General features: G+C 69.1%; 25 protein-coding genes and 1 tRNA gene. 12 read left to right on the forward strand and 14 right to left on the reverse strand.

Annotated features, from left to right (window positions below; genetic code table 11):
• Window positions 1-18: 18 nt before the first annotated feature.
• From IF17_RS0126960 to dnaK, 4 genes are all read right to left on the reverse strand, one after another.
• Complete coding sequence (locus tag IF17_RS0126960) at window positions 19-474, reverse strand: heat shock protein transcriptional repressor HspR (RefSeq protein WP_030571015.1); 456 nt, start codon at window positions 472-474, stop codon at window positions 19-21.
• A gap of 1 nt (window position 475) precedes the next feature.
• On the reverse strand, window positions 476-1,669 hold the full coding sequence (gene dnaJ, locus IF17_RS0126965) for a molecular chaperone DnaJ (RefSeq protein ID WP_030571017.1): 1,194 nt from the start codon (window positions 1,667-1,669) through the stop codon (window positions 476-478).
• Between the two features lie 96 nt (window positions 1,670-1,765).
• Window positions 1,766-2,416: a nucleotide exchange factor GrpE gene (grpE, locus tag IF17_RS0126970; protein WP_030571019.1), complete on the reverse strand. Its 651-nt coding sequence runs from the start codon at window positions 2,414-2,416 to the stop codon at window positions 1,766-1,768.
• Window positions 2,413-4,266 (reverse strand): molecular chaperone DnaK, encoded by a 1,854-nt coding sequence (gene dnaK, locus IF17_RS0126975; protein WP_030571022.1) that lies wholly within the window; start codon window positions 4,264-4,266, stop codon window positions 2,413-2,415. Before dnaK ends, grpE begins: the two co-directional genes overlap by 4 nt.
• A gap of 400 nt (window positions 4,267-4,666) precedes the next feature.
• On the opposite strand from dnaK, the gene IF17_RS0126980 reads away from it, so the two are divergent.
• The 4 genes from IF17_RS0126980 (at window position 4,667) to IF17_RS0126995 (ending at window position 10,210) form a co-directional block, all read left to right on the forward strand.
• Window positions 4,667-5,410, forward strand: coding sequence for a sugar transferase (locus IF17_RS0126980; protein WP_078616051.1), 744 nt, complete (start codon window positions 4,667-4,669; stop codon window positions 5,408-5,410).
• A 95-nt stretch (window positions 5,411-5,505) separates the two neighbouring features.
• On the forward strand, window positions 5,506-7,773 hold the full coding sequence (locus tag IF17_RS0126985) for a (Fe-S)-binding protein (RefSeq protein WP_030571027.1): 2,268 nt from the start codon (window positions 5,506-5,508) through the stop codon (window positions 7,771-7,773).
• 207 nt (window positions 7,774-7,980) lie between these two features.
• On the forward strand, window positions 7,981-9,114 hold the full coding sequence (locus tag IF17_RS0126990) for an FG-GAP repeat domain-containing protein (RefSeq protein WP_030571030.1): 1,134 nt from the start codon (window positions 7,981-7,983) through the stop codon (window positions 9,112-9,114).
• Window positions 9,115-9,238: 124 nt separating this feature from the next.
• On the forward strand, window positions 9,239-10,210 hold the full coding sequence (locus tag IF17_RS0126995; protein ID WP_030571032.1) for a Yip1 family protein: 972 nt from the start codon (window positions 9,239-9,241) through the stop codon (window positions 10,208-10,210).
• 83 nt (window positions 10,211-10,293) lie between these two features.
• On the opposite strand, the gene IF17_RS0127000 is transcribed toward IF17_RS0126995, so the two are convergent.
• Together IF17_RS0127000 and dcd are read right to left on the reverse strand one after the other, a co-directional pair.
• Window positions 10,294-10,794, reverse strand: coding sequence for a phosphoribosyltransferase (locus IF17_RS0127000; protein ID WP_018514097.1), 501 nt, complete (start codon window positions 10,792-10,794; stop codon window positions 10,294-10,296).
• A 6-nt stretch (window positions 10,795-10,800) separates the two neighbouring features.
• Window positions 10,801-11,376: a dCTP deaminase gene (gene dcd, locus IF17_RS0127005; RefSeq protein WP_003967584.1), complete on the reverse strand. Its 576-nt coding sequence runs from the start codon at window positions 11,374-11,376 to the stop codon at window positions 10,801-10,803.
• A 571-nt stretch (window positions 11,377-11,947) separates the two neighbouring features.
• On the opposite strand from dcd, the gene IF17_RS0127015 reads away from it, so the two are divergent.
• Window positions 11,948-12,021 (forward strand) — tRNA-Gly (locus tag IF17_RS0127015).
• 15 nt (window positions 12,022-12,036) lie between these two features.
• On the opposite strand, the gene IF17_RS01000000136710 is transcribed toward IF17_RS0127015, so the two are convergent.
• Window positions 12,037-12,456 carry a DUF1932 domain-containing protein gene (locus IF17_RS01000000136710; protein WP_373036943.1) on the reverse strand — a complete coding sequence of 140 codons (420 nt, stop codon included), beginning with the start codon at window positions 12,454-12,456 and terminating at the stop codon, window positions 12,037-12,039.
• Between the two features lie 95 nt (window positions 12,457-12,551).
• Here IF17_RS01000000136710 and IF17_RS0127025 point away from each other — a divergent pair, with 95 nt between their 5' ends.
• The gene (locus IF17_RS0127025) at window positions 12,552-13,733 is read left to right on the forward strand and encodes a hypothetical protein (protein WP_157851176.1); all 1,182 of its coding nucleotides are present in this window, start codon (window positions 12,552-12,554) and stop codon (window positions 13,731-13,733) included.
• 84 nt (window positions 13,734-13,817) lie between these two features.
• Window positions 13,818-14,315, forward strand: coding sequence for a hypothetical protein (locus tag IF17_RS0127030; RefSeq protein WP_051884132.1), 498 nt, complete (start codon window positions 13,818-13,820; stop codon window positions 14,313-14,315).
• On the opposite strand, the gene IF17_RS1000000137235 is transcribed toward IF17_RS0127030, so the two are convergent.
• Window positions 14,292-14,882, reverse strand: a complete 591-nt coding sequence (locus IF17_RS1000000137235; protein WP_051884133.1) for a TlpA family protein disulfide reductase — start codon at window positions 14,880-14,882, stop codon at window positions 14,292-14,294. The two genes, IF17_RS0127030 and IF17_RS1000000137235, sit on opposite strands and share 24 nt — an antisense overlap.
• A gap of 187 nt (window positions 14,883-15,069) precedes the next feature.
• Between IF17_RS1000000137235 and IF17_RS0127040 the strand changes: the two genes are divergently transcribed.
• Window positions 15,070-15,495, forward strand: coding sequence for a hypothetical protein (locus IF17_RS0127040; RefSeq protein WP_030571044.1), 426 nt, complete (start codon window positions 15,070-15,072; stop codon window positions 15,493-15,495).
• A 336-nt stretch (window positions 15,496-15,831) separates the two neighbouring features.
• Here IF17_RS0127040 and IF17_RS0127045 read toward each other — a convergent pair whose 3' ends face one another.
• Window positions 15,832-16,236, reverse strand: a complete 405-nt coding sequence (locus IF17_RS0127045; protein ID WP_051884134.1) for an RICIN domain-containing protein — start codon at window positions 16,234-16,236, stop codon at window positions 15,832-15,834.
• A 299-nt stretch (window positions 16,237-16,535) separates the two neighbouring features.
• Here IF17_RS0127045 and IF17_RS01000000136715 point away from each other — a divergent pair, with 299 nt between their 5' ends.
• The gene (locus tag IF17_RS01000000136715; RefSeq protein ID WP_051884135.1) at window positions 16,536-17,054 is read left to right on the forward strand and encodes a DUF3515 domain-containing protein; all 519 of its coding nucleotides are present in this window, start codon (window positions 16,536-16,538) and stop codon (window positions 17,052-17,054) included.
• Window positions 17,055-17,868: 814 nt separating this feature from the next.
• Here the strand turns inward: IF17_RS01000000136715 and IF17_RS1000000138095 are convergent.
• Both IF17_RS1000000138095 and IF17_RS0127055 read right to left on the reverse strand, forming a co-directional pair.
• Complete coding sequence (locus IF17_RS1000000138095; RefSeq protein ID WP_078616055.1) at window positions 17,869-18,216, reverse strand: helix-turn-helix domain-containing protein; 348 nt, start codon at window positions 18,214-18,216, stop codon at window positions 17,869-17,871.
• Window positions 18,217-18,530: 314 nt separating this feature from the next.
• Entirely contained in the window at window positions 18,531-18,908 is a 378-nt protein-coding gene (locus IF17_RS0127055) for a DUF6086 family protein (protein WP_306173338.1), read from the reverse strand.
• A gap of 191 nt (window positions 18,909-19,099) precedes the next feature.
• On the opposite strand from IF17_RS0127055, the gene IF17_RS0127060 reads away from it, so the two are divergent.
• From IF17_RS0127060 to dacB, 3 genes are all read left to right on the forward strand, one after another.
• A complete protein-coding gene (locus tag IF17_RS0127060) occupies window positions 19,100-19,450 on the forward strand; it encodes an NIPSNAP family protein (RefSeq protein WP_032772660.1) in 351 nt (116 codons plus the stop codon).
• A 26-nt stretch (window positions 19,451-19,476) separates the two neighbouring features.
• A complete protein-coding gene (locus IF17_RS0127065; protein ID WP_157851177.1) occupies window positions 19,477-19,983 on the forward strand; it encodes a hypothetical protein in 507 nt (168 codons plus the stop codon).
• A 184-nt stretch (window positions 19,984-20,167) separates the two neighbouring features.
• Entirely contained in the window at window positions 20,168-21,790 is a 1,623-nt protein-coding gene (gene dacB, locus IF17_RS0127070; protein WP_030571056.1) for a D-alanyl-D-alanine carboxypeptidase/D-alanyl-D-alanine endopeptidase, read from the forward strand.
• Between the two features lie 45 nt (window positions 21,791-21,835).
• Here dacB and IF17_RS0127075 read toward each other — a convergent pair whose 3' ends face one another.
• From IF17_RS0127075 to IF17_RS0127085, 3 genes are read right to left on the reverse strand one after another with little or no spacing between them, the layout of a single operon-like run.
• A complete protein-coding gene (locus IF17_RS0127075) occupies window positions 21,836-22,399 on the reverse strand; it encodes a hypothetical protein (RefSeq protein WP_030571058.1) in 564 nt (187 codons plus the stop codon).
• On the reverse strand, window positions 22,396-23,883 hold the full coding sequence (locus IF17_RS0127080) for a sensor histidine kinase (protein ID WP_237667112.1): 1,488 nt from the start codon (window positions 23,881-23,883) through the stop codon (window positions 22,396-22,398). Before IF17_RS0127080 ends, IF17_RS0127075 begins: the two co-directional genes overlap by 4 nt.
• 29 nt (window positions 23,884-23,912) lie before the next feature.
• Window positions 23,913-24,596 carry a response regulator transcription factor gene (locus tag IF17_RS0127085; RefSeq protein WP_030571062.1) on the reverse strand — a complete coding sequence of 228 codons (684 nt, stop codon included), beginning with the start codon at window positions 24,594-24,596 and terminating at the stop codon, window positions 23,913-23,915.
• Window position 24,597: the final 1 nt, after the last annotated feature.

Below are 24,597 nucleotides of genomic sequence, written 5' to 3' on the forward strand. Positions count from 1 at the left end.
CGCACACAGGCGTGTGCCCTACTCCGGCCCCGGCCGCTTCGGCTTCGGCCGCCAGACCACCAGCGCGCTGGTCTGCTGCACGTCCTGGTACGGCACGAGGTCGCGGCGGTACGAGGCGTGCACCTGGGCCTCGCGCTGCTGCATGGCGACCGCCGCGCCGTCCACCGCCGCCGAGAGTTCGGCGACGCGCTGCTGGAGCGCGGCCACCTGGTTCTCCAGCTCGATGATGCGCTTGATGCCCGCCAGGTTGATGCCCTCGTCCTGCGACAACTGCTGCACGGTGCGCAGCAGCTCGATGTCACGGGCCGAGTAACGGCGGCCGCGGCCGGCCGTACGGTCGGGGGAGACCAGGCCGAGACGGTCGTACTGGCGCAGCGTCTGCGGGTGCAGGCCCGAGAGCTGGGCCGCGATCGAGATCACGTACACCGGTGATTCATCGGTCAGCTGGTACGGATTGCGTCGACGGCCGTCCATCTCAAGCTCCCTTCGCGGCCTGGAACAGTTCTGCCCGCGGGTCCTCGTCCGCGGTCGCCTTGCGGTAGGCCTCCAGCGCGTCCCTGGCCTCCTGGCCGAGCTCCGTGGGAACCGCCACCTCCACGGTGACCAGCAGGTCGCCGCGAGTGCCGTCCTTGCGGACCGCGCCCTTGCCCCGGGCGCGCATCGTACGCCCGTTCGGGGTGCCGGGGGGCAGTTTCAGGGTGACCGGCGGTCCGCCGAGGGTGGGGACCTTGACCTCGCCGCCGAGCGTCGCCTCCGGGAAGGTGACGGGCACGGTGACCGTGAGGTTGTCGCCCTTGCGGCCGAATACCGGGTGGGCGCCGACGTGGACGACGACGTACAGATCGCCGGCCGGACCGCCGCGCTCGCCCGGGCCGCCCTTGCCGCGCAGCCGGATCCGCTGGCCGTCGGAGACGCCCGCCGGGATCCTGACCTGCATCGTGCGGGCCGACTTCGCCCGGCCGCTGCCGTGGCAGACCTCGCAGGGGTCCTGGGCGATGAGGCCCCGGCCCTTGCAGTCCACGCACGGGTCGGTGAGGGAGAAGCCGCCGCCCGTGCCGCGCGAGACCTGACCGGTGCCGACGCAGGTCGGGCAGACCCTGGGGGTGCCGTTCTTGTCGCCGGTGCCGGAACACGCCTTGCAGGGCGCCTGGCTGGACATCCGCAGCGGGACCGTGGCCCCGTCGACCGCCTCGGTAAAGCTGAGCGTCACCTCGGACTCGATGTCCTGGCCGCGCCGCGGCTGGACCCGGGTGCCGGTGCCGCCGCGGTTGAACAGCCCGCCGAAGACGTCGCCGAGACCGCCCCCGCCGCCGCCGAAACCGCCGCCCGCACCGCCCTGTCCGCCGCCCGGGGCGCCGCCGCCGAAGAGGTCGCCCAGGTCGAAGTTGAAGTTGCCGCCCGCACCACCGGGGCCGGCGCGGAAGCCACCGTTGCCGAAGAGGGCGCGCGCCTCGTCGTACTCCTTGCGCCGCTTGGTGTCGCCGAGGACGTCGTTCGCCTCGGAGATCTCCTTGAACCGCTCCTCCGCCTTGGCATCACCCTTGTTGGCGTCGGGGTGGAACTCGCGGGCGAGCTTGCGGTACGCCTTCTTGATCTCGGCGTCGGTGGCGTCCTTGGGGACGCCGAGGACCTTGTAGTAGTCCTTCTCGACGAAGTCCTTCGTGCTCATCGACGTCCCTCCTTCCGGACGATCGGCGCGGCGGCCGGCCCGTGGGCCGGCCGCCGGACCGGTCGGTGTGCACCCTGGTGGTCAGACGTGGTGTCGTCAGACCTCCTCGGTGCCACCGCTCTCCTCGTCGTCTGTCTTCTCTTCCTTGGCCGCCGCGGGCGTGGCGCCCGGCTGCGGCTCGGCGACGGCCACCCGCGCGGGGCGGATGGTGCGCTCGCCGATGCGATACCCCGGCTGGAGGATCGCCACGCAGGTCGTCTCGGTGACGTCCGGCGCGTAGCTGTGCATCAGGGCCTCGTGGATCGTCGGGTCGAAGGGCTCGCCCTCCTTGCCGAACTGCTGGAGGCCCAGCTTCGCGACGACCGTCTCCAGCGATTCGGCGACCGACTTGAAGCCGCCCACCAGCTCGCCGTGCTCCCTGGCGCGGCCGACGTCGTCGAGCACGGGCAGGATCTCGGACAGGAGGTTCGCGACGGCGATCTCCTTGACCGTGACCCGGTCCCGCTCCACGCGGCGGCGGTAGTTCTGGTACTCGGCCTGGAGCCGCTGGAGGTCCGCGGTGCGCTCGGCGAGCGCCGTACGGACCTGGTCCAGCTGAGCGGTCAGGCCGACGGTCGGGTCGGTGTCCCCGGCCGGGGCCGCCGCCTCCTCCTCGGAGGGTGCGGCAGCCTTCGGCTCGGCGTCATCAGGGGTGGCGCCGGAGGGGACGTCGGGCTTCTCGTCGAAGCCCGGAGTCTCCTCGGTCACGCCGCACCGCCCTTGGTGTCCTTCTCGTCGTCCACGATCTCGGCGTCGACGACATCGTCATCGGCCTTGCCCTGGGCGTCGCCCGGAGCCTCGGCGCCCGGCGTCGCACCCTCGGCCTGGGCGTTGGCGTACATCGCCTGGCCCAGCTTCTGGGAGACGGCGGCGACCTTCTCGGTGGCCGTACGGATCTCGGCGGTGTCCTCGCCCTTGAGCTTCTCCTTCAGCTCGCCGACAGCGGTCTCCACCTCCGTCTTGACGTCCGCGGGGACCTTGTCCTCGTTGTCCTTGAGGAACTTCTCCGTCTGGTAGACGAGCTGCTCGCCCTGGTTGCGCGACTCGGCGGCCTCGCGGCGGGCGTGGTCCTCCTCCGCGTACTTCTCGGCCTCTTCGCGCATCCGGTTGACCTCGTCCTTCGGCAGCGAGGAGCCGCCGGTGACGGTCATCTTCTGCTCCTTGCCGGTGCCGAGGTCCTTGGCGGCGACGTGCATGATGCCGTTGGCGTCGATGTCGAAGGCGACCTCGATCTGCGGCACACCGCGCGGGGCCGGCGGCAGACCGGTCAGCTCGAACATCCCGAGCTTCTTGTTGTACGCCGCGATCTCGCGCTCGCCCTGGTAGACCTGGATCTGCACGGACGGCTGGTTGTCCTCGGCCGTCGTGAAGATCTCGGAACGCTTGGTCGGGATCGTGGTGTTGCGCTCGATGAGCTTGGTCATGATCCCTCCCTTGGTCTCGATACCGAGGGACAGGGGGGTGACGTCGAGGAGCAGGACGTCCTTGACCTCGCCCTTGAGGACACCGGCCTGGAGCGAGGCGCCGATGGCGACGACCTCGTCCGGGTTCACACCCTTGTTGGCGTCCTGGCCACCGGTCAGCTCCTTGACGAGCTCGGCGACGGCCGGCATACGGGTGGAGCCACCGACGAGAACGACGTGGTCGATCTCGGAGAGCTGGATGCCCGCGTCCTTGATGACGTTGTGGAACGGGGTCTTGCAGCGGTCCAGGAGGTCCGAGGTGAGCTGCTGGAACTGCGAGCGCGTGAGCTTCTCGTCCAGGTGCAGCGGGCCCTCGGCGGACGCCGTGATGTAGGGCAGGTTGATCGTGGTCTCGGTCGAGGACGAGAGCTCGATCTTCGCCTTCTCCGCGGCCTCGCGGAGACGCTGGAGAGCCATCTTGTCCTTGGACAGGTCCACGCCGTGCCCGTTGGCGAACTGCTTCACCAGGTAGTCGACGACGCGCTGGTCCCAGTCGTCACCACCGAGGTGGTTGTCACCGTTGGTGGCCTTCACCTCGACGACGCCGTCACCGATCTCCAGGAGCGACACGTCGAAGGTGCCGCCACCGAGGTCGAAGACGAGGATCGTCTGGTCGTCCTTGTCCAGGCCGTACGCCAGGGCGGCGGCGGTCGGCTCGTTGACGATGCGCAGGACGTTGAGGCCCGCGATCTCACCGGCCTCCTTGGTCGCCTGACGCTCGGAGTCGTTGAAGTACGCCGGGACGGTGATGACCGCGTCGGCCACCTTCTCGCCCAGGTAGGACTCGGCGTCGCGCTTCAGCTTCTGCAGGATGAAGGCGCTCATCTGCTGCGGGTTGAAGCCCTTGCCGTCGATCTCGATCTTCCAGTCAGTGCCCATGTGGCGCTTGACGGAGCGAATGGTCCTGTCGACGTTGGTGACCGCCTGACGCTTGGCCACCTCGCCGACCAGCACCTCGCCGTTCTTGGCGAAGGCGACGACGGACGGCGTTGTCCTGGCGCCTTCGGCGTTGGTGATGACGGTGGGCTCGCCGCCTTCGAGAACGCTGACGACGGAGTTAGTCGTGCCCAGGTCGATGCCGACCGCACGTGCCATTTCAATTCCTCCAACTGACTACTTGAGTGGATCTGACTCAAGGATGCACGACACCGACCCTGGAGTCAACAGACCTGAGTCGACCTGACTCAACTTAGGTGCCGATACACGTCACCATCGCGCCGTTGCCCCGACCCACCATCCCACCGTGGGATCGTTCTGTCACAAAATGCCGCGAGACGGTCGCAACCGTCATCGATCGGCTGGTACAGGCACACCACCAGGCACTCCATCGGACTCCGAACCCCGGGCGGGCGCGATGCGGAACGCGAGACAGCGGCGCGTGCGGCAGAAGAACCAGAGGAAGAAGCAACGGCAGAGGCAGCAGGGGCAGCAGGGGCAGCAGGGGCAGCAGGAACAGCGAAGGCGGCACGCACGGCAGCAGCCCCGGCCCGAAGCCGTGGCCGAACCCCGGACGCCCTCGCCATCCACGCCCCCTCCCCCACCCCCGTACGTCACCGAGCCCACCGCCCCCCGGAAGCACTCGCACCCCACCGGCACCGCCCGGGGCAACTTCCCCTCCCGCCCCGCCGCACACCTCGCCGGCCTCACCGACCGGGCCGGCCACCTCGCGGCCCGCCTCGCCCCCCGCGCCTCGGCCGAACGGGCGCTGGACCTGACCCTCGGCACCGCCCTCCTGATCGCGGCCGCCCCGGCCATCACCCTCGGGGCCCTGGCCCTCGCGCTCCGGCGGGGCCCCGGCAACGTATGGGAGCGCAGCCCCCGTACGGGCCTGGGCGGCCGGGTCTTCACGCTGCGCTCCCTGCGCACCCGCCGGCTCCGGCTCGACCTGCTCTCCCGGCTCCCCCAGGTCGTCCGGGGCGAGCTCTCCCTCGTAGGACCGACCCCGCTGACACCGGGCGACCCGCGCGCGGCGTGGCCCGGGGCCCGGCAGTGGCGGCAGGAGCTGCGGCCGGGGCTGACCGGGTTGGCCCAGGTGCGCGCCCGCTCCGGCATGCCGTGGGACGACCCCGCCCTGCTGGACCAGCACTACGCAGAGCACCATGGAGTGGTGCTCGACCTGGCGATCCTGGCGGAAGCCGTACGCACCCCCCTGCGGACGGCGCTCGGAAAGGCACGGTCAACCAAGGCACACCTGAGCGACACAGATCACCGCCCGCCCGGCTACAGCCGGGTGGACTAAGTGGATAGTGTCAGCACAGACTAATTAAGTTACTGCTTAGTAGTAGTGGGCAGTCGTAACTGGATCCCGCTCTCGCAGGCCCGAGGAGCCCCGAAATGCAACTCGCCGCGATCATCGTGTCGCTGGTGCTGACGGTCGTCGGCGTTGCGCTCATCACCCGAGCCGTCGCGCAGATCTACCGCTTCGTCCGTCTCGGACAGCCGGTACCCGCAGGCAGCCGCACCGACGACCCCAAGGCCCGCACGATCACGCTGGTCAAGGAGTTCCTCGGCCACACCCGGATGAACCGGTGGGGCATCGTCGGCTTCGCGCACTGGTTCGTCGCGATCGGCTTCTTGACGCTGCCGCCGACGCTGCTCCAGGCGTACGGGCAGCTCTTCCAGGCGGACTGGGTGCTGCCGGTCATCGGCACGTTCCTGCCGTTCGAGATGTACATCGAGTTCATCGGCCTGATGACGGTCGTCGGCATCGTCGCGCTGATGGTGATCCGGCTGCTGAACCTGCCGTCCCGGGCCGGCCGCAAGTCGCGCTTCACCGGCTCGAAGGCCTGGCAGGCGTACTTCGTCGAGTACATCATCCTGATCATCGGCCTCGCGATCCTCACGCTGCGCGGCCTTGAGGGCGCGATCCACCACGTCGACAGCTACGGCGCCGCGTACTTCGTGTCGTACCCGCTGGTGCTCGCCTTCAAGGGGCTGAGCATCAGCACGCTCCAGACGCTCATCTACTTCACCGCGATGATCAAGATCGGCACCTCGCTGATCTGGATGATCACGGTCTCGCTCAACACCAACATGGGTGTCGCCTGGCACCGCTTCCTCGGCTTCCCGAACATCTGGTTCAAGCGGAACGCCGACGGCGATGTCGCGCTCGGCGCGCTCCAGCCGATGACGACGGGTGGCAAGGAGATCGACTGGGAGGACCCGGCCGACGACGCGGTCTTCGGCGTCTCCCAGGTCGAGCAGTTCTCCTGGAAGGGCATCCTCGACTTCTCCACCTGCACCGAGTGCGGACGCTGCCAGTCGCAGTGCCCCGCCTGGAACACCGGCAAGCCGCTCTCGCCGAAGCTCCTGATCATGTCGCTGCGCGACCACGCGCACGCCAAGGCCCCCTACCTCCTGGCCGGTGGCGGCAAGGACATGGAGGGCAACGAGAAGGCCACCGAGGAGCAGCTCAAGGACGTCCCCGCGGCCGCCCTCGCCGAGGCCGAGCGCCCGCTGATCGGCACCGCCGAGGAGAACGGCGTCATCGACCCGGACGTGCTGTGGTCCTGCACCACCTGCGGTGCGTGCGTCGAGCAGTGCCCGGTCGACATCGAGCACATCGACCACATCGTCGACATGCGCCGCTACCAGGTGATGATCGAGTCCGCGTTCCCGTCCGAGGCGGGCACGATGCTCAAGAACCTGGAGAAGAAGGGCAACCCCTGGGGGCTGGCCAAGAAGGCGCGCGTGGAGTGGACCAAGGAGGTCGACTTCGAGGTCCCGATCGTCGGCAAGGACGTCGAGGACCTCACCGAGGTCGACTACCTGTACTGGGTCGGCTGCGCGGGCGCCCTGGAGGACCGGGCCAAGAAGACCACCAAGGCCTTCGCGGAGCTGCTGCACATCGCGGGCGTCAAGTTCGCGATCATGGGCGGCGACGAGAAGTGCACCGGTGACTCCGCCCGCCGCCTGGGCAACGAGCCGCTGTTCCAGCAGCTCGGCCAGGAGAACGTCGCGATGCTGAACATGGCGTACGGCGAGGACGACGACGAGCCGGAGACGAAGAAGCCCAAGTCGTCGAAGAAGATCGTCGCGACCTGCCCGCACTGCTTCAACACGATCGCGAACGAGTACCCGCAGCTCGGCGGCGAGTACGAGGTCATCCACCACACCCAGCTGCTCCAGCACCTCATCGACGAGGGCAAGCTGATCCCGGTGACCCCGGTCGAGGGCCTGATCACGTACCACGACCCGTGCTACCTGGGCCGTCACAACAAGATCTACACCCCGCCGCGCGAGATCATCGCGAAGGTCCCGGGCCTGCGGAACGAGGAGATGCACCGCCACAAGGAGCGCGGCTTCTGCTGTGGCGCCGGTGGTGCCCGGATGTGGATGGAGGAGCGGATCGGCAAGCGCGTCAACAACGAGCGCGTCGACGAGGCCCTCGCCCTCAATCCGGACATCGTCTCGACGGCCTGCCCGTTCTGCCTCGTCATGCTGACCGACTCGGTCAACGGCAAGAAGAACGACGGCCAGGCCAAGGAGTCCATCCAGGTCGTGGACGTCTCGCAGCTCCTCCTGGAGTCGGTGAAGACCCCCGCGGACCCGGCGGGCGAGCCGGAGCAGGTGGACGCACCGGAGCCGGAACCGGCAAAGTGACGTAACGCATCAGCGCGATGAGCGGCCGGACCTGCCTCGGGGGCAGGACCGGCCGCTCTTTCCGTGCCGGGGGCCCGCGGGTGGAGCGTGTGATCCCGGACATGTACGCGCGGACGCATCTGGAGCATCATGTGGCGGTGCCGGGACCGGACCCGCGCCCGAACGGCAGCCGCACCACGAGCACGTACGACGAACGGACGAGGGCCCGTGCGCACACGCATCCCGCACCCGAAGGCAGCGGCGACGGCCACCACCAGGGCCGCGGCCGCCCTCGCCGGTCTCCTGCTCGTGCTCACGGCCTGCGACAGCTCCTCGGCCACCGACCCGGCCCCCTCCGCCGCCGACGCCAAGAACGGCGACAGCGCCCCGGTCCCCGCCGTCCCCGTCCCGCGCGGCGAGGGCAGCCGTGTCCCGTACGACTTCAACGGCGACGGCCACCCGGACCTGGTCATCAACGACCTGGTGAAGGCGCCCGAGGACCCGCGCGGCGACGACGCGGGCACGGGCATCGTGTACGGCACCGAGGACAGCCCCCTGGACCCGGCCGCCCGCCGGCTGCTGAACGCCCGCGCCAACGCGGCGAAGTCCGGCGACACCCTGCCCGCCGCGTTCGACGCGGAGGCCGCCTGCGACCTGGACCGGGACGGCTTCACGGACCTGATCGTCTCCACCGACCCCCCGTACAACGGCGTCGGCGCCCCGCCCGTCCCCCTCCAGATCCTCTTCGGCTCGCCGGAGGGCCTGACCGGCAAGGCGGTCACCGTACGGATCCCGGCGCAGGCCAGGTTCGGCAAGGAGTGGCCCGAGCACCCGGTCTGCGGCGACTTCGACGGCGACGGCAGCACCGACCTGGCGGTCACCGCGAGCGACGGCCGGATCTCCTTCCTGCGCGGCCCCTTCGCCCGCACCGGGGCCCCGGCCGGCGCGACCTTGCTGCCGGACGGCACCCCGTACCTCCACGCCCCCGAGCCGAAGGCCGACACCGACGGCGACGGCTACGACGACCTCGTCGCCACCACCCGCCCGCGCACACCCGGCACGGCGGCCGAGGGCACCCTGCTGCTGGGCTCGGCGGACGGCCCGGCACGCCCCGGCGGCACGTACACCTTCCCGGCGGAGAAGCTCCCCGAGGCCTCCCTGCGCACCAAGGACACCAAGGCGACCACGGGCACCACCCGCACCACACTCCTCTCCCACGGTGACTTCGACGGCGACAAGAAGGCGGACACGGTGGTACGGACGACGTACCGCGGCGGACGCGAGGACCTGGTGGCGCTGTACGCGGCGGGGAACACGGACGACCCGGTCCTGACGTTCTCCACAGCCCTGTTCCTCCCCTGAGCCCGGAGAACGCCCCCAACTCCCCTCCCCACGCCCCCTAGGGGATGTCACAGCTCGGCCGCAATGGCGCACGGGTTCCCCCGGCCCCCACTCCCCACCACCGGGGACCAGGTACGTTCGATGGGTGGCTGGATTCAGGATCGGACGCGGCCGGGACAACCGCACCCCGCAACAACCGCAGCAGCAGCGGCAGCAGCCGTACGGAGGGCAGGCACCACAGCCCCCGTACGGAGCTCAGCCGTGGCCGACGGCAGGAGGCGCGGCGCCCCCGCAGTACGGAGCGCCGCAGGGCACCCCGTACAACGGCGGCGGCCATCCGGGCGGCGGACACGACGGCAGACACGGCGGGCACCACGGCGGCCCCGGCCAGGGCCCCAACGGGACGCGTGGCGGCCACGGCGAGCCGGAGTACTTCGGCGACCCCTACGCCGGCCCCGCCCCCCAGGACCCGTACGCCAACAACCCGGGTCACACGCAGGCGTTCAGCATCGACGACTCCCCGTACGGCGACGGCGACACCTACCGCGCCGGCTCCGCCCCCGCCCAGCCCGCAGGCCCGCGCCTGCCCTGGAAGGCGCTGCTGACCGGCATCGTGACGCGCCCGGGACCGACGTTCTGGCAGATGCGGGACTACGCGGTCTGGGGCCCGGCGCTGATCGTCACGTTCCTCTACGGCCTGCTCGCGCTGTTCGGCTTCGACCAGGCGCGCGAAGAAGCGATCAACGCGACGATCTCGACGGCCATCCCGTACGTCCTCTTCACCGGCGTCGGCTTCGTCATCGGCGGCCTGGTCCTCGGCGCGGTGACCAACGCCCTGGCCCGCCAGCTCGGCGGCACGGGCTCGTGGCAGCCGACGGTCGGCCTGTCGATGCTGATCATGTCGATCACCGACGCCCCGCGACTGCTCTTCGCCGTCTTCCTGGGCGGCGAGAACTCCCTGGTCCAGATCATGGGCTGGCTGACCTGGCTGGCGGCCGGCGCGCTGTTCACGTCAATGGTGAGCAAGTCGCACGACCTGCCGTGGCCGAAGGCGCTGGGAGCGTCGGCGATCCAGCTGCTGGCGCTGCTGTCGATCATCAAGCTGGGCACGATCTGAGGCCGAGACGGCCGTGAGAAGGCCCCCGGGCGCGTACTGCGCTCCGGGGGCCTTCTCACGTACGTACTACGTACGTAGAGGGATCACGCGTCGAGAACCTGCCCGTCCCGCCGAACGACGGGCTTCTCGACCGACCACGGGAAGTTGATCCATTGATCGGTCTTCTTCCACACGTACTCGCACTTCACGAGGGAGTGGGACTTCTCGTAGATGACGGCGCTGCGGACCTCGGCGACATGGTCCACGCAGAAGTCATGGACGAGCTTGAGGGTCTTGCCGGTGTCGGCGACATCGTCGGCGATCAGAACCTTCTTGTCGGAGAAGTCGATCGCGTTGGGGACGGGCGCCAGCATGACGGGCATCTCCAGGGTGGTCCCGACCCCGGTGTAGAACTCCACATTGACCAGGTGGATGTTCTTGCAGTCAAGGGCGTAGGCAAGCCCGCCCGCGACAAAGACCCCACCCCGCGCGATGCTCAGCACGACATCGGGCTCGTACCCGTCATCGGCAACGGCCTGGGCCAGCTCGCGCACGGCGCGCCCGAAGCCCTCGTAGGTAAGGTTTTCCCGCACGTCACTGGCCACGAGTGATCACACCTGAGTCCGATGGAAGTTCTGGAACGACCGTGAGGCCGTGGGCCCCCGCTGCCCCTGGTACCGCGACTCGTACCGCTCGGAGCCGTAGGGGAACTCGGCGGACGAGGTCAGCTTGAACAGGCACAGCTGCCCGATCTTCATACCCGGCCAGAGCTTTATGGGGAGGGTCGCGAGGTTCGACAGCTCCAGCGTCACGTGCCCGGAGAACCCGGGGTCGATGAACCCGGCCGTCGAGTGCGTCACCAGACCGAGCCGCCCGAGCGAACTCTTCCCCTCCAGCCGCGAGGCCAGGTCGTCGGGGAGCGAGATCACCTCGTACGTGGACGCCAGCACGAACTCCCCGGGGTGCAGGATGAACGCCTCATCCCCCTCGGGCTCGACGGTCCGCGTCAGGTCGGGCTGTTCGACGGCGGGGTCGATGTGCGGGTACCGGTGGTTCTCGAACACCCGGAAGTAGCGGTCCAGCCGCACGTCGATGCTCGACGGCTGCACCATCGAAGGGTCGTACGGATCGATACGGACTCGCCCGGCGTCGATCTCGGCCCGGATGTCCTTGTCTGAGAGAAGCACGCCCCGAGGATACGCAGAAGCCACGACCCCACCCCAACCGGACCACCCAGGAACCGGAGGGCAGGGGCGGCGGCAGGACGGCAACGAGACGCCGGCGGGGGCAGCGACGGGCTCCGCTCCCCCGACTGTCGCCCCTCCTACCGCTTCTCGAACCCCACAGGAACGGCCTGCCGCAACCGGGCACACCGGGGGCACCGGAGCAACCGCCCCGGGCCGATCCGGTCGGCCCCGAGCTGCTGCATCGGGAACGACGAGGTAGCGAAAACGTGCCCTTCGGCACAGCGGACGACGGTGCGCTCCATCGACTCCATCAAGTCCCTTCCCCAACCGCATATGGACGAGACCGCCACATTAGGGGATGAACAGGACGCCACCACAAGCGGCACTCCGACCCCGCACGCTACGCCCCCAACTACCGCCCCCGACAACCGCGTCCACCCCGCCCCGGCTCCGGGCTCGGCCTCGGCCCCGAGCTCGGCCCCCACAGCAGTCAGGCCCCACGGCTCATCCACCGGGGGCCTGACATGGGGTACAGTGTGTGACGATGCAGCGCCGATCATCGGCATGCTTCGCGGGTGTAGTTTAATGGTAGAACATGAGCTTCCCAAGCTCAGAGCGCGAGTTCGATTCTCGTCACCCGCTCCACGACAAAGGCCCAGGTCATCGACCCGGGCCTTGTTTGTTGTCCGGCCCTGTCTGCCTGCTCCTCCCTGACCGGAGCTGGGAGAGGGTGTGTACGACGGGCACGTCGTACCGGTCTTTGTCCTGCTCCCGGAGGGCGAGCACCCGAGCTGTGGCCTCGGTCATGTCCGTGGGTAGGTCAGCCGCGCGGAGAGTGTCGGCGACCTCTTCCATCTCGGGCGCCCAGCGCCAGGCTCGGGCTGCCACGCTCGGCAGGTACTCCGGATCGGAGAGGATCGCGGAGATCATGATCTCGGCTTCGGCCGTGACCTGATCACCGACCCCACGGGCCTGGGCACGTGCGTGAGCGAAGCCGCCGCCACATCTCAAGCCTCCGTCGGAGGGACGGTCCGGCGTGGGCTCCGAAGGGGTGGAACTGGTGAGCCGGTGGTGGTGCACCTGGGGGCAGTGGCCAATTGGACACTGACGGACCGGTGTTACGCCTGGGTACCGTTCAACTCCCCTGCCGGAACATGATCATGCTGGGAGTTGTTGTGCGTCTTTCCCGTACCGCGCCCGTTGCTCTGGCGCTCACCGCGCTGCCCGCGCTCGTCGTGACGACGGCTGCGGCCTCGCCGCCGTCCTCCCCCGAACCGTCGGCCCCGACAGCGGTGTTCACCCTCGACGCCTCCAAGGGGACCTTCTCGGCGAAGGCGGCCGGCGGTCCGCGCGTGAGCGTGCTGGCCACCCGCATAGGGCAGGGCGCGGACACGAAGATCCTCCGAGCCGGGGACGAGTGGGCCGTGTCGGATACCACCTTCGCCCGGTCCTCGGAGCCTTCCGCGCGCTCTGCGTGGGCGGCGTCCTCGAAGTTCGCGGACCTCTCCTGGGCGGACGTCGGAGCGAAGACCTACACCCTCTACCGTGACGGCGCGAAGATCGGTACGACGTCGCAGCCGAGCTTCCGCGATACCGGTGTCACGCCCGGCACGGAGGCGGACTACCGGATCATCGGCGCCGGGAAGAAGGACACCCACACCTGGGGGATGACCGCGACCATCCCCAGCAGCGATACCGCCGAGGCGCTGAACGCCACAGCGAAGGACATCGAGGCCAAAGCCCGCAAGTACTCCAAGTCGACGCTGCGCTGGCGCTCGTTCATCCGCCCGACCTGGGCCGGCATCCCCAAGGAACTCGCGAAGCTCTCGGGCTGCAAGTACACCAAGGGCTACAAGTACGCAGGGGATGCCCGCGGCTTCTCCGCGAAGCAGAAGAACCCCGGCTCGCGCGCCGGGGTGACCGGAACGGTCAACTGGAAGAGCGGCAAAATCACATGGGACCGCTTCACCGGGAAGACCCGCGTGTACAAGACGTCGAACTCCCGGCTGGTCGCCACCCGTAAGGCCAGCGTGAAGAAGATCAAGTTCAAGGCGCTGAACAAGCACAACGGCAAGGAGCGCGGCGTTCGCATCATCATCGACGCCACCGACCCGTTCTGCCCCAAGACCGGCGCCAAGCGTGCGGGAATCGGCGCGTCCGCCACCGTAGAGATGACGCGGGGCGGCAGCTTCCACGTGACGGGCAAGCACCGCCAGGCCCCCGACCACGAGCTCTACATGTACAACTACGCGGGCAAGAAGTACAAGACGAAGACGATTCTGCGGGACAAGATGCTGGACCTGCGGTGCATTTCGCAGCCGGCCTGCCAGCTCCAGAACATCGCCGCCAAGGGCTGACCCCGCCCATTGCCGGCTGTAGGCCCGGTGGGATGATCCAGGGGCGGTCTCCCGCTGCGGGAAACCGCCCCTGGAGGGGAGATCATGAAAGTCACGTTCCGGAAAGTCACGTTCGGCAAAGTCACGTTGGGCAGTGCTCTCTTCTACGCCCTGAACGTCACCGTCAGCTCATCGCTTATCGGCCTGGTCGCCGATAAGGTTCTGGCCTCCTTCGAGGAAGGCCCCTGGGACCCGCTGCTCTACGGCGAGCGCAGCGACCTGATCTTCCCCGGCGCCTGCCTGATCGTCCTGACCGCGGCCCGCTTGTTCCTTCCCCCCGCGCCCCGCTGGAAGGCCGCCATCGTCGACAGCAGCCTCTACCTGCTGCTGCTCCTGGCCTGCTACGGCGCCGTCCTCATGACCGATGGCAGCAACGTAGGTGAGGCGATCGGCGGGGCCTTCTCAGTCGCGCTGATGGCCCTGTACACCCTCCAACTCCCCGCCGCCTGGGCCCTGATCGCCTGGGCCACCGGCCACCTCACGTCCGCCGGGCCCCGCCGGGAGCAGAGCCCGGCCGCGTCACCGGCCGGTAGGCTTCTTTGAAGGCTTGATGGCCCAGGCGGTCATCTCGTCGAGCATTTCGCGGTTGATCGCACCCGATGCGGAGGACGCGACCTTCTGCTGGGCGTCGATGACGAAGGTGTAGGGGACCCCCCGGGACTGGATGATGCCCTTGGGCATGTCGAGGGTGGACTTGCCCAAGGGGTCGTGCAGATTCGGGTAGGTGACGTCGAACTCCCGGACGAAGGCCTTCGAGGCGCCGATGTTGCTTCCGTGGTTTATGCCGACCACGACCACCCCCTTGTCCTTCATCGACTTCTCGAAGTCGACGAGCATGGGCATCTCCAGACGGCACGGCCCGCACCAGAACGCCCAGGCGTTGACCACGACCGTCTTGCCCCGGTAGTCCGACAGCCGAAACGGCTTCCCCTCGACCGTCTTCCCCCTGATATCCGGAACCTTGGGACGGTCCTTCACATCAATAGTCAGCACCCCCCTGTCGGACATGTGGTAGCTGGTCTGATCCGGCCGGTCCTGCGCCAGGACGGCAAAGGCGACACCTCCCACCACAACAGCAGCCACGGCGGCGGAGATAACGGCACGCTTCACAGGTCAATTCCTCGCTCGGGCGGAAAACTTGCCGCTCATCCTCTCAACGCTCGTACGCCCTCCGCACATTGGGGTTATGCCCCCAGGGGCAGTGCCCCAAGAGCCACTACCGGCCACCCGTTCGACCCAAGCAGCATGGAAGCCGCTTCCCCACGACCAGGGGACGCGAACAGAACGGAGTGCTGCTGTGCAGGTAGGAAAAGCTGTCATCTCGGCCGCGATCGTGGCCGGCATGCTGGGCGGGGCCACCACCGCCACGGCCGCCGAGCCCGCCCCCAAGAGCAAGGCCGCCGCGAAGTGCGGCTACGAAAAGCGTCCCGGCGGCGGCTGGCTGGACTGCTGGAAGACGAAGAAGGGCACGCAGAAGAGCGCCGCCCACAAGGTGAAGAAGGGCAAGCACTTCTTCCACTTCGGCATCAAGGGCAACAACACCCGCTGGACCGCCTCGGTCTACAAGAAGGTCAAGGGCAAGGACATCAAGGTCCACTCCCTCAAGGGCAAGGCCAACAACACCGAGGCCTTCACCAGCGACAAGAAGTACAGCGCGGGTAGCTACTACATCGTGTGGAAGTACGGAAAGACGGGCAGCAGGGCGTTCGGCGGAATCGAGTAGACCTCGACCAGCCGCAACACAGGAGGGGCCCGCCGAACGGACACCATTGACCCATGCCCCTTCGTCGTGACGTCGGCCTGATCCACCTTGTCGGTGGATCAGGCCGACGTCGTGTTCGGGTGGGCAGGTCGTGTTACCGAGGCCACCCCAGAACCCACCTGCACCACCTGGACCACCTGCACCACCTGGTGACCGCAGCCGGAATGAACAGACACCCCGCTCACCCCGACACGCACCTCACACTTCACAGCACTCCGCCCCACCGGACAGATCCGGTGGGGCGGAGTGAAGCGGCATGGGTCAACAGTGTCCGAACGGCGGGGCTCCTCCTCGCGTTCACAGACCTGTCGGGTCGTTCTTCTTCCACATCAGGGCGAACGCCTGCTTCTTCAGCTTGGCCGTCTTGTTCGAGTACTTCATCAGCGTGATCGCCTTGCCCTTCTTGTCCGACTGGGCCGACATCACCAGCTTCCCCCCGCCGTAGGAGGTGATCCGCCGGTCGGACAGGGTCCACCACTGCGTCTTGGAGCGCTTGTTGCACCCGTACTGGCGGACCGTCGCCCCCGACTTCTTCGACGTCGGCGCCAGGCACTTGCCGGACTTACGGTTCTGGATCACATACCGGGGCCGCTCGGCCGGCTTGTTCGCGTTGACCCAGAGCAGGTTCCAACGCTGCGTCGTGGACTTCTTGTTGCAGCCCCGCAGCTTCACCGCCGTCTTGGACTTCTTCGAGTTGTCCATCGAGAAGCACAATCCGGTCTTTCCGTACACCTTGGTAAGGCCCGTGTTCTTGTACGGGTCGTCCCCCGCCGGTGCAGGCGCCGCCCCTGCCGGAGCGGCAACGCCCCCCAGCACCGCCACGGCGGCCCCGGACACCAACACGGCCCTCATCGCCTGCAACACCACAGGCCCCCTCCCACAACAGCGCCCGTGACCCCTGCGGCCCGAGCTCCGCCGAGCCTACGCACGGAGATCAGTGGGCGATATTGGCCTGGGGGGCAGCGCACTTGGGGGCAATACCGCCTCTTACAGTTTTTCTCATGCCCAAGCACTCCCGCACCCTGCCCGTCCTTGCGACCATCGTGACCGTGGCCGGTCTGGCCCTGCTGGCCATCCAATTCCTCCCCGTCGCCGGACCCTCCACCGAAGGAGCCCCACAGGCGGAAAGCGCGGTCTGCCGCGACCTGGCCGCCGGCTACCCCGACAAGATCGGCGGACACGAGAAGACCGTGACCTCCCCCGGCGCCGCCGTCTACGGCGACCATGTCATCACCCTGCGGTGCGGCCTGCCCGAAATGCTGCCCACCACCGACCTGTGCGTCACCGCAGACGGCGTCGACTGGGTACTGAAGGACAGCGGGCAGGGCGAGGCCGACAAGACCATCACCACCTTCGGCCGTAAGCCGGCCGCCCAAGCCGTCATCGACCCCGAAGTCCCCTCCGACGTCGCTCTCGTCGAACTCGCCGCCGCCGTGAAGAACCTCCCCCACAACGACCGCAAGTGCATCGACCAGGCCGACGCCGCATACCCCACCCCCACCGGGCACCACACCCCCTGACCCCGACAGCACGAAGGCCCGCACCCAGGCGGGGTGCGGGCCTCGCGGGACAGCCGGGACCGGGCGGATCCCCGTGCCCTGGGTGTGGCGTAACCGGGACACCCCCCACCTCTTCTGAACTGCCCGCACGGGCCCTGCACCTGGAGGCAGCGCACCGCAGGGCAGTACCCGAACATCCCATACCCGACCCCCGCCCCGCTGCCGCAGGCCAGACCTCCGCGGCCGCCGCCAAGCCGTAGCCCAAGAGGCTCACCCAGGGCGCCGACGAGGCCCGACCGCATTGGCCAGCTCGTCGGCCTCGTCGACCCGTTCCACGCAGAGAGCCCCCAGGCCGACCGCCCGGGGCTTTGTCGCTGTCTGGCCCTGCTCGGGGCCTTCATGCTCTCCACTTGCCTGAGACCCACCGGCAAATGGCCCATTTGAGGCGCCGGGTGATGGGGCGTCCGCCCCAGCGGCAGTTGCTCGTTGCTCGTTGCTCGTTGCTCGGCGGATGAGCATGCGGAGCGTGACGCCGGAGCTCGCCGAAGCCGTTCGTCCACGCGTGCGTGCGCTCGACCACCCAGCGCTTGCCTGCCTGGAGCGGGGAGGGCGGTCGCCCCACGACCTTCGATGGCGCAAGATTTACAAATGCAGAATTCAACTATCGCCCTGCCAAGGGCGCCTGTTCGGCAGGCGGCGGAGCTCGTTCTGACGTGATCCGCCCTCGCGGTGACGCTCAGGAGCACGGTCTGCCGAACTGGGCGGACCTCGTGGGGCACCCCTGCCGAGAAGGCCGCGTCCGGCCCCGGGTCAGGAAGCCGGACGCGGCCGGCACTCACGCGGCAGACACGTTCCGGATGACGGGAGTGAGCGCAAGGTGCTGGCATGAGCAGTGCGGATCGGCACACAGCACACCATGGAACAGCACGGACAACACTGCGGCCTGCAGCCGAGTCTCCTGCCCTAGTTTATCCACTATTCGTGCCACATGAGCCTTCACTGTCCGCTCTGCGATACCCAGCTCCCGCGCCAGCTGCCGGTTGCCCAATCCCGTACCCAGCAGGAGAAGGACTTCCTTCTCCCGGCCCGTCAGTTGCTTGAGCCTTCCGATCCCACTCACTGGAGCGATTCCGGTTCGCCGGTACGCGCAAGCCGAATCTGCTGCTTCGGACCGCTTCGACATACTGGCCCTTCCTGATCCCACTGTTCCCAGCAGAGCCCCGTGCCCTGGGTGCGGCGGCGATCACGACCCAACCTAGCCCTCACAGCTGACAGGGGCACGCTAGAAACGCTGAGGCCCTTCGAGGACAGCCCCCCCCAAGGGACAATTTCGGCCAACTCGATGAGGACATAGGCTCATTCTGCGCAATAGCAAACAGCGCAACCGCCAGGGGAACTCCGTACACAGCCGCTGCACCGCCGGCCTCGTGCCCGTCCGTACCCAGCAGGCCGCAGCGGTGCGGATGGTGTTCGGTTCGCCGTAGGCGGACGCTCCGGTCAGCGGGGCATCCGCCGTCCCAGCTCTTGCGCCTTCTTACGCAGGCCCGCAGCCCAGGCTCCGGCTTCGGCAGGGGCGGACAACCCAGTGACGGCGGACACCTGCACGTCTGCCATCTCGGCTTCCGGGGCGGCTCCGAGCAGTGCCCAGTCCACCGTGACCCCGGCGCGCTCCGCAAGAACCAGCACGGTGGCCGTGAAGCCATCGGCGAGCGCGAGCCAGATGGCGTGGCTCGTTCTTCGGTGCTTCGCCAGGAGGGCGTTGACGAAGACCTCGAAGGTGTCAGGGGTGATCTGGCACTCGTCGTTCTCCATAGGCCCGATGCCCGACGGGAGTTCCAGCTCCGCTTCGAAGACCGCCACCTGGCGCTGGAACATACGGGAAGCGGTACCTTTCAGCTGGTCATGACGGGCCAGCGTATCCAGCCGTTCCGCTGCGGGCGATGCGGTGCCGGATGCCGCTTGAAGACGGGGAAGCGCAGTTCACCGCCGCGTGGGCGGGTACGGCGGTGGCATGGAGCATCCCCCTGCCGTGGCCAGGACCAAGGCGGTGGCGGCATCATGCAGGCATGATCACCATTCATCTGAAGTACGAGATCGACGCCGAGAAGCTCGACGATTTCGAGGAGTACGGTCGCCGCTGGGTCCGGCTCGTCAACCGGTTCGGCGGGACGCACCACGGCTACTTCCTGCCGAGTGAGGGCGACAGCGACATCGCCTACGCCTTGTTCTCCTTCCCCAGCCTGGCCGCGTACGAGCAGTACCGCTCGGACAGCATGTCCGACCCGGAGTGCCAGGAAGCGTTCGCGCTGGCGCGTGAGACCCGCTGCATCAAGCGCTACGAGCGCCGTTTCCTCAGGCCGCTCGACGGTCCCCCCGTCGTAGGCGTCGGCGAGGGGCAGGCACAGGCACAGGGATAGGCACAGGGATAGGGATAGGGATAGGGATGCGCTGCAATCCTCGGATGCGGGACATCCTGCGGGCCACCGACGTCACCCGCCTCAGCGACCGGGACATTCCGCTCATGTTCCGTGAGGTCGTGGAGCGCGGGTGGTCCGTCACGGCCTCCGGTGGGCGCGTGCTGACCGCCCTGCGGACGGAGGTGCCCGGCGTCCACTCCGACCGGCTCGCGGAGGAGACGACGGTCAACGGGAGGGGGATGACCGACTACGACCTCCCGGCCGCACCGGACGAACGCACACCCCTCCTCGTCCGAAGGTGTCTGGCGTATGTGGGTGCTTGCCTCCGGCGGGCTCGGGAGGAGTTCGGCGACACCGATGTGAGGGCGTACGTCTCCCTCTCCTTCGCCGATACCGACGAGGCCCTCCTCACCTCGAACGTCACCTTCTGCACCCCGCTTCCCGACGTACGCGGCTACATCCCGGGCCTGGAGGACGTAGTGGATGCCGCGGTCGCGGAGATCTCCGCTGAGGACTGCTCCACATGGTCGTGATCCAGCGGCAACGGCGCTGATCGGCTGCTGCTGCGGCCGGTGCTCCCGCGCATTGCGACGAATACGCCGTGCCGTTCGGGTGACTACCGTTCGCGCCACCCGTATCCGGCCTCCGGCGGGGTCCATACCTGACCCCATGGACAGGAAACCGCGGAGACAAACAGGACGAACAGTGCGTATCGCCATGCGAGGAGAGAGATCCGGGTCCTTCTGGCGTCGCGTTGTCGCGGGCGGCTGTGGTCTGCTGCTGCTGGCCCTGACGTCGGGCGAGGCGGCCCGGGCGGTCTCGTCGCCCGAGGGCGGGGACGGCCGGCTCGACCCGCGGATCACGGAGATCATGCGGAAGCCGGACTACCCCAACGCCCAGTGGGGCCTGCTCCAGCAGGATGTGGAGAGCGGGCGGGTCGTCCACAGCCGGTTCGCCGAACAGTTCTTCATCCCCGGGTCGGTGGCCAAGCTGTTCGGCACCTCCGGGGCGTGGGACACCCTCGGCGGCGACCACCGCTTCAGGACGCCGGTCTACGCGGTCGGCGAGCGGCGCGGCAGTACGTTGGACGGCGACCTCGGGTTGGTCGCCCAGGGCGACCTCACGATGGGCGGCAGGACCCGGCCCGACGGCACGGTCGACTACACCGACCTCGACCACACGTACGCCAACGACTTCCCCGGCGCCACGCTCACTCCGCAGGACCCGCTCGCCGGGATCGACCAGCTCGCCCAGCAGGTGCGGCGGTCCGGCATCACGCGAGTGGAAGGGGACGTGATCGTCGACGACCGGCTCTTCCGACCAGAGCCGGTCTTCGACCCCACCCCGACCCCGCTGATCATCAACGACAATCTCATCGACCTGCTGACCACCCCGGGCGCCCGCCCCGGCGCGCCCGCGCGACTGGACTGGCGGCCGAAGGTCTCCCCGTACCGCGTCACATCGACCGTACGGACGGTGGCGCCGGGTGAGCCGACCGACATCGAGGTCACGACCTCCGGCGACGGCACCCGGATCCAGCTCTCCGGCACCATCGCGGCCGGCTCCGCACCGGCCCTGAAGGTGTCGCCCATCGCCGACCCGGCGGCCTTCGGACGCACCGCGCTGATCGAGGCGCTGGGGCGGGCCGGGGTGGAGGTGACCGCGAAGCCGACCGGTGCCAACCCGGTCGGCCGGCTCCCCGGCTCGTACGAGGGCCGGCCGCGCGTGGCTCTGTTCACCTCCCCGCCGTACGCCCAGTACGCCAAGCTCATCTTCAAGGTCAGCCACAACCTGGGGGGTAATCTCGCGATCTGTCTGATGGCGGTCGCGTCCGGCAGCAAGGACTGCATGGACGGCTTCCCGGTGCTGGCCGGCTTCCTGGATCGCGCCGGCGTCGACCGCAAGCAGGTCCAGCTCCTGGACGGCCGGGGCGGAAACCCCGTCGACCGGACCACGCCCAAGGCCGTGGTGCAGTTGCTGAGTTACTGGCACCGCACGCCCGAGGCGGCGGTCTTCCGGAACGCGCTGCCCATCCTGGGCGTCGACGGGCTGCTGGCCGACAACTGCACCGACTGCCCCGCGCGCGGGAAGGTGTTCGCCAAGACCGGTGCCGCAGTGGGGCTGGACGCGCTCAACAACCGCCTGGCCGTCGGCGCCATCACCATCGCCGGCTACCTGGACAAGGGCAACGGCCGCTTCGACGCCTTCTTCGCCGGCGTGAACGGCGCCTCCACCCCTACCACCGACGTCAACGGCGTGCTGGACATCGCCGACGACCTCGCCATGATCTCCGCGTACCTGCAGGAGGGAGCGGCGCGGCGAGAGCACTCGAAGCACTGAGCGCAGGTGGAGAGCACTCAAAGCACTGAGCGCAGTGGAGAGCGCTCAGGGCGCCAGTCCGCAGGTGTCGGAGCTCGACGCCCCGTCCTGGCCCGTCAGCTTCACGACGGCCTGGCCGTCGGCCGCCTGGCTGTAGGCGATCGTGCAGGTCAGCTGGCGTCGGGCGGTGGTGTTCAGGGCCTTGAGGGGGAAGGGGAGGCCGGTCGTCACCGTGCCGCCCGGGGTCGTCTTCACCGTGACGGTGGTGCCGGGGCGGGCGGGCGGGAGGGCCGTCGTCAGGCCGGCGGCCCGGTCCTCCTCGCGCGGGCCGGCCAGCAGGGCCAGGACGGTCTTCTCCGTCGAGGGCGGGCCGGGTGTGGTGCCGGGGTCCGACTCGACGTAGTCGCCGCCGAAGCCGGCCGAGGGCCTGACCGTCCTGAGTACCGGGTTCAGCCCGCCGTCGGGGGTGCGGAAGAACAGCATCATGTCGTCGTCGCGGTTGTAGAAGGCCTCGACGGTCGCGGGGCCGCCCGCCTCGATGGGGTCGGTCTCCTGGATGCCGCAGCCGGCCAGCAGCAGCGGTACGGAGGCCACCGCGACGGCGAGGGCCGCCACCCGGGTACGGCTCACGCGGTCGCCTCCCCGGTGTCGAGTGGGATCTCCACCGTGAAGACCGCGCCGCCGTCCGGCCGGTTCCCCGCGCGGATCGTTCCGCCGTGCAGGCGTACGTTCTCCTGGGTGATCGCCAGCCCCAGGCCGCTGCCCGCCGAGCGGGTACGGGCCGCGTCGGCCTTGTAGAAGCGATCGAAGATGTACGGGATCGACTCGGGGCGGATGCCGGGGCCCCGGTCCGTGACCTCCGTTATCAGTACGGGGGTTCCCTTCGGGCGTTCGCCGGTGCGCAGGCCCACCGTGACCGGCGCGCCGCCGTGCCGCAGGGCGTTGCCGACCAGGTTGGCGATCACGACGTCGAAGCGGCGGGGGTCGAGCCGGGCCCGGATGCCGGCGGGGAGTTCGGCGTGGACCCGGTCGTCCTCGTGCCAGTGCCGGTTCTGGAGAGTCTTGCGGATCGCCTCGGCCACATCCACCTCGTCGGCGTTCAGCTCGGCCGCACGGGCGTCGAACCGGGAGATCTCCATCAGGTCCTCGACGAGTACGGCGAGCTTTCCGGTCTCCGCGCTGACCAGCCGGACCGCCCGGGCGGTGTCGGCGTCCAGATGGTCCGCGTCCTCGTCGAGGACCTCGGTGACGGCGAGCATCCCGGCGAGAGGGGTGCGCAGTTCGTGCGAGACGTCGGAGGCGAAGCGGCGGGCGCGCGCCTCCGCCTCGCGTAGTTCGTTGACGGAGTCCTCCAGGTGGGAGGCCGATTCGTTGAACGTGGCTGCCAGGTCGGCCAGTTCATCGTTTCCGCGCACCGCGATCCGGGTGTCGAGGCGGCCGCTGCCCATGCTGCTGGCCGCCCGGCGCAGTTCCCGCACCGGGCGCAGCACACTGCGCGCGGCGATCAGGCCGGGTACCAGCGCGACGGCCAGGCCGGGCAGAGCGCCGTCGCGGGCGGCCGTGAGGAGGGCGTCGACGTTGATCTGCTCGTCGGTCATCCGCATGACGGCGTACAGGACGAGCCCGCTGGGGAGCGTGCTGTACGGGCCGGTCCTGAAGACCGTGGGCATCGCGATCGTCAGGTACGGGACGCCGTCCTTGACGACCCGCTCGAAGCCTCCGTACGGGTTGGCCTGCGCGGCCCGGCGCAGTTGGGGGGTGATGACGGTGGAGACGGGGTTCTCGCCGGAGGAGGCGCGGAGCGAACCGTACTCGGCGAACACCACCCAGGGGCGCGGTTTACCCTTGCGGGCGAGGTCGCGCAGGACCTCCTCGAGCCCCTCCCCCTGGATGGGCAGGCCGAAGCCCGTCTGCTGGACCTGCTCGCGGAACGTGGCAACCGCCGTGTCCTGGGTGGTCTTCAGCAGCGCGTTGCGCGCCTCGCGGTAGGTCAGCGCGGACGTCGTGCCCGCGCTGACGGCGGCGACCAGGAGGAAGGCGGCCAGCAGGCGTGTGCGCAGGCCGAACGCCCGGATCCGGGAACGCCGGTCGGTGATCCCCCGTGACCGCGGCACCGTGATCCTCCGTGAACGCCGGGCGGTGGTCACAGCGGGCCGAAGCGGTAGCCGAAGCCCCGCAAGGTCTGGACGTAGCGGGGGCTGCCGGCCTCGGGCTCGATCTTGCCGCGCAGCCGGGCGACACAGGCGTCGACCAGCCGGGCATCGGCGTGGAACGTGTGCTCCCAGACGCTCTCCAGGAGTTGCTGCCTGCTGAACACCTGCTCGGGGGCGGCGGACAGGTGCAGCAGGAGCCTCAGCTCCGAGGGGGCGAGCGACAGCGGCCGGCCCGCCTTGGTGACCGTCAGCCCGACCCGGTCGATGGTGAGCTCGCCGTACACGTCGATGGCCGGGCGGCCCGTTCCGCTGTCGTCCATGCGGCGCAGCACGGCACGGATCCGGGCCTCGATCACCTCGGGTCGGGCGGGCTTGACGATGTAGTCGTCGGCGCCTGCCTCCAGGCCGATGACCACGTCGAAGTCGTCGCCGCGCGCGGTGAGCATGATGATCGGCAGCTGGCTGTTCTCGCGGACCTGACGGCAGACCTGTACGCCGTTCATCCCGGGCAGCATCAGGTCCAGCAGGAGCAGGTCGGGCCGGAATTCGGCCAGTGCGGCGAGGCCGTCCTCGCCGGTCGCGGCCGCCCGTACGTCGTGGCCGCGGCGGCGCAGGCCGAGCTCGACCCCCTCGCGTACGGCGGGGTCGTCCTCGATGAGGAGCACGCGGGGCATC

Origin of the sequence: Streptomyces cyaneofuscatus (assembly GCF_000718135.1) — a bacterium.
In the GTDB taxonomy this organism is placed as follows: domain Bacteria; phylum Actinomycetota; class Actinomycetes; order Streptomycetales; family Streptomycetaceae; genus Streptomyces; species Streptomyces cyaneofuscatus.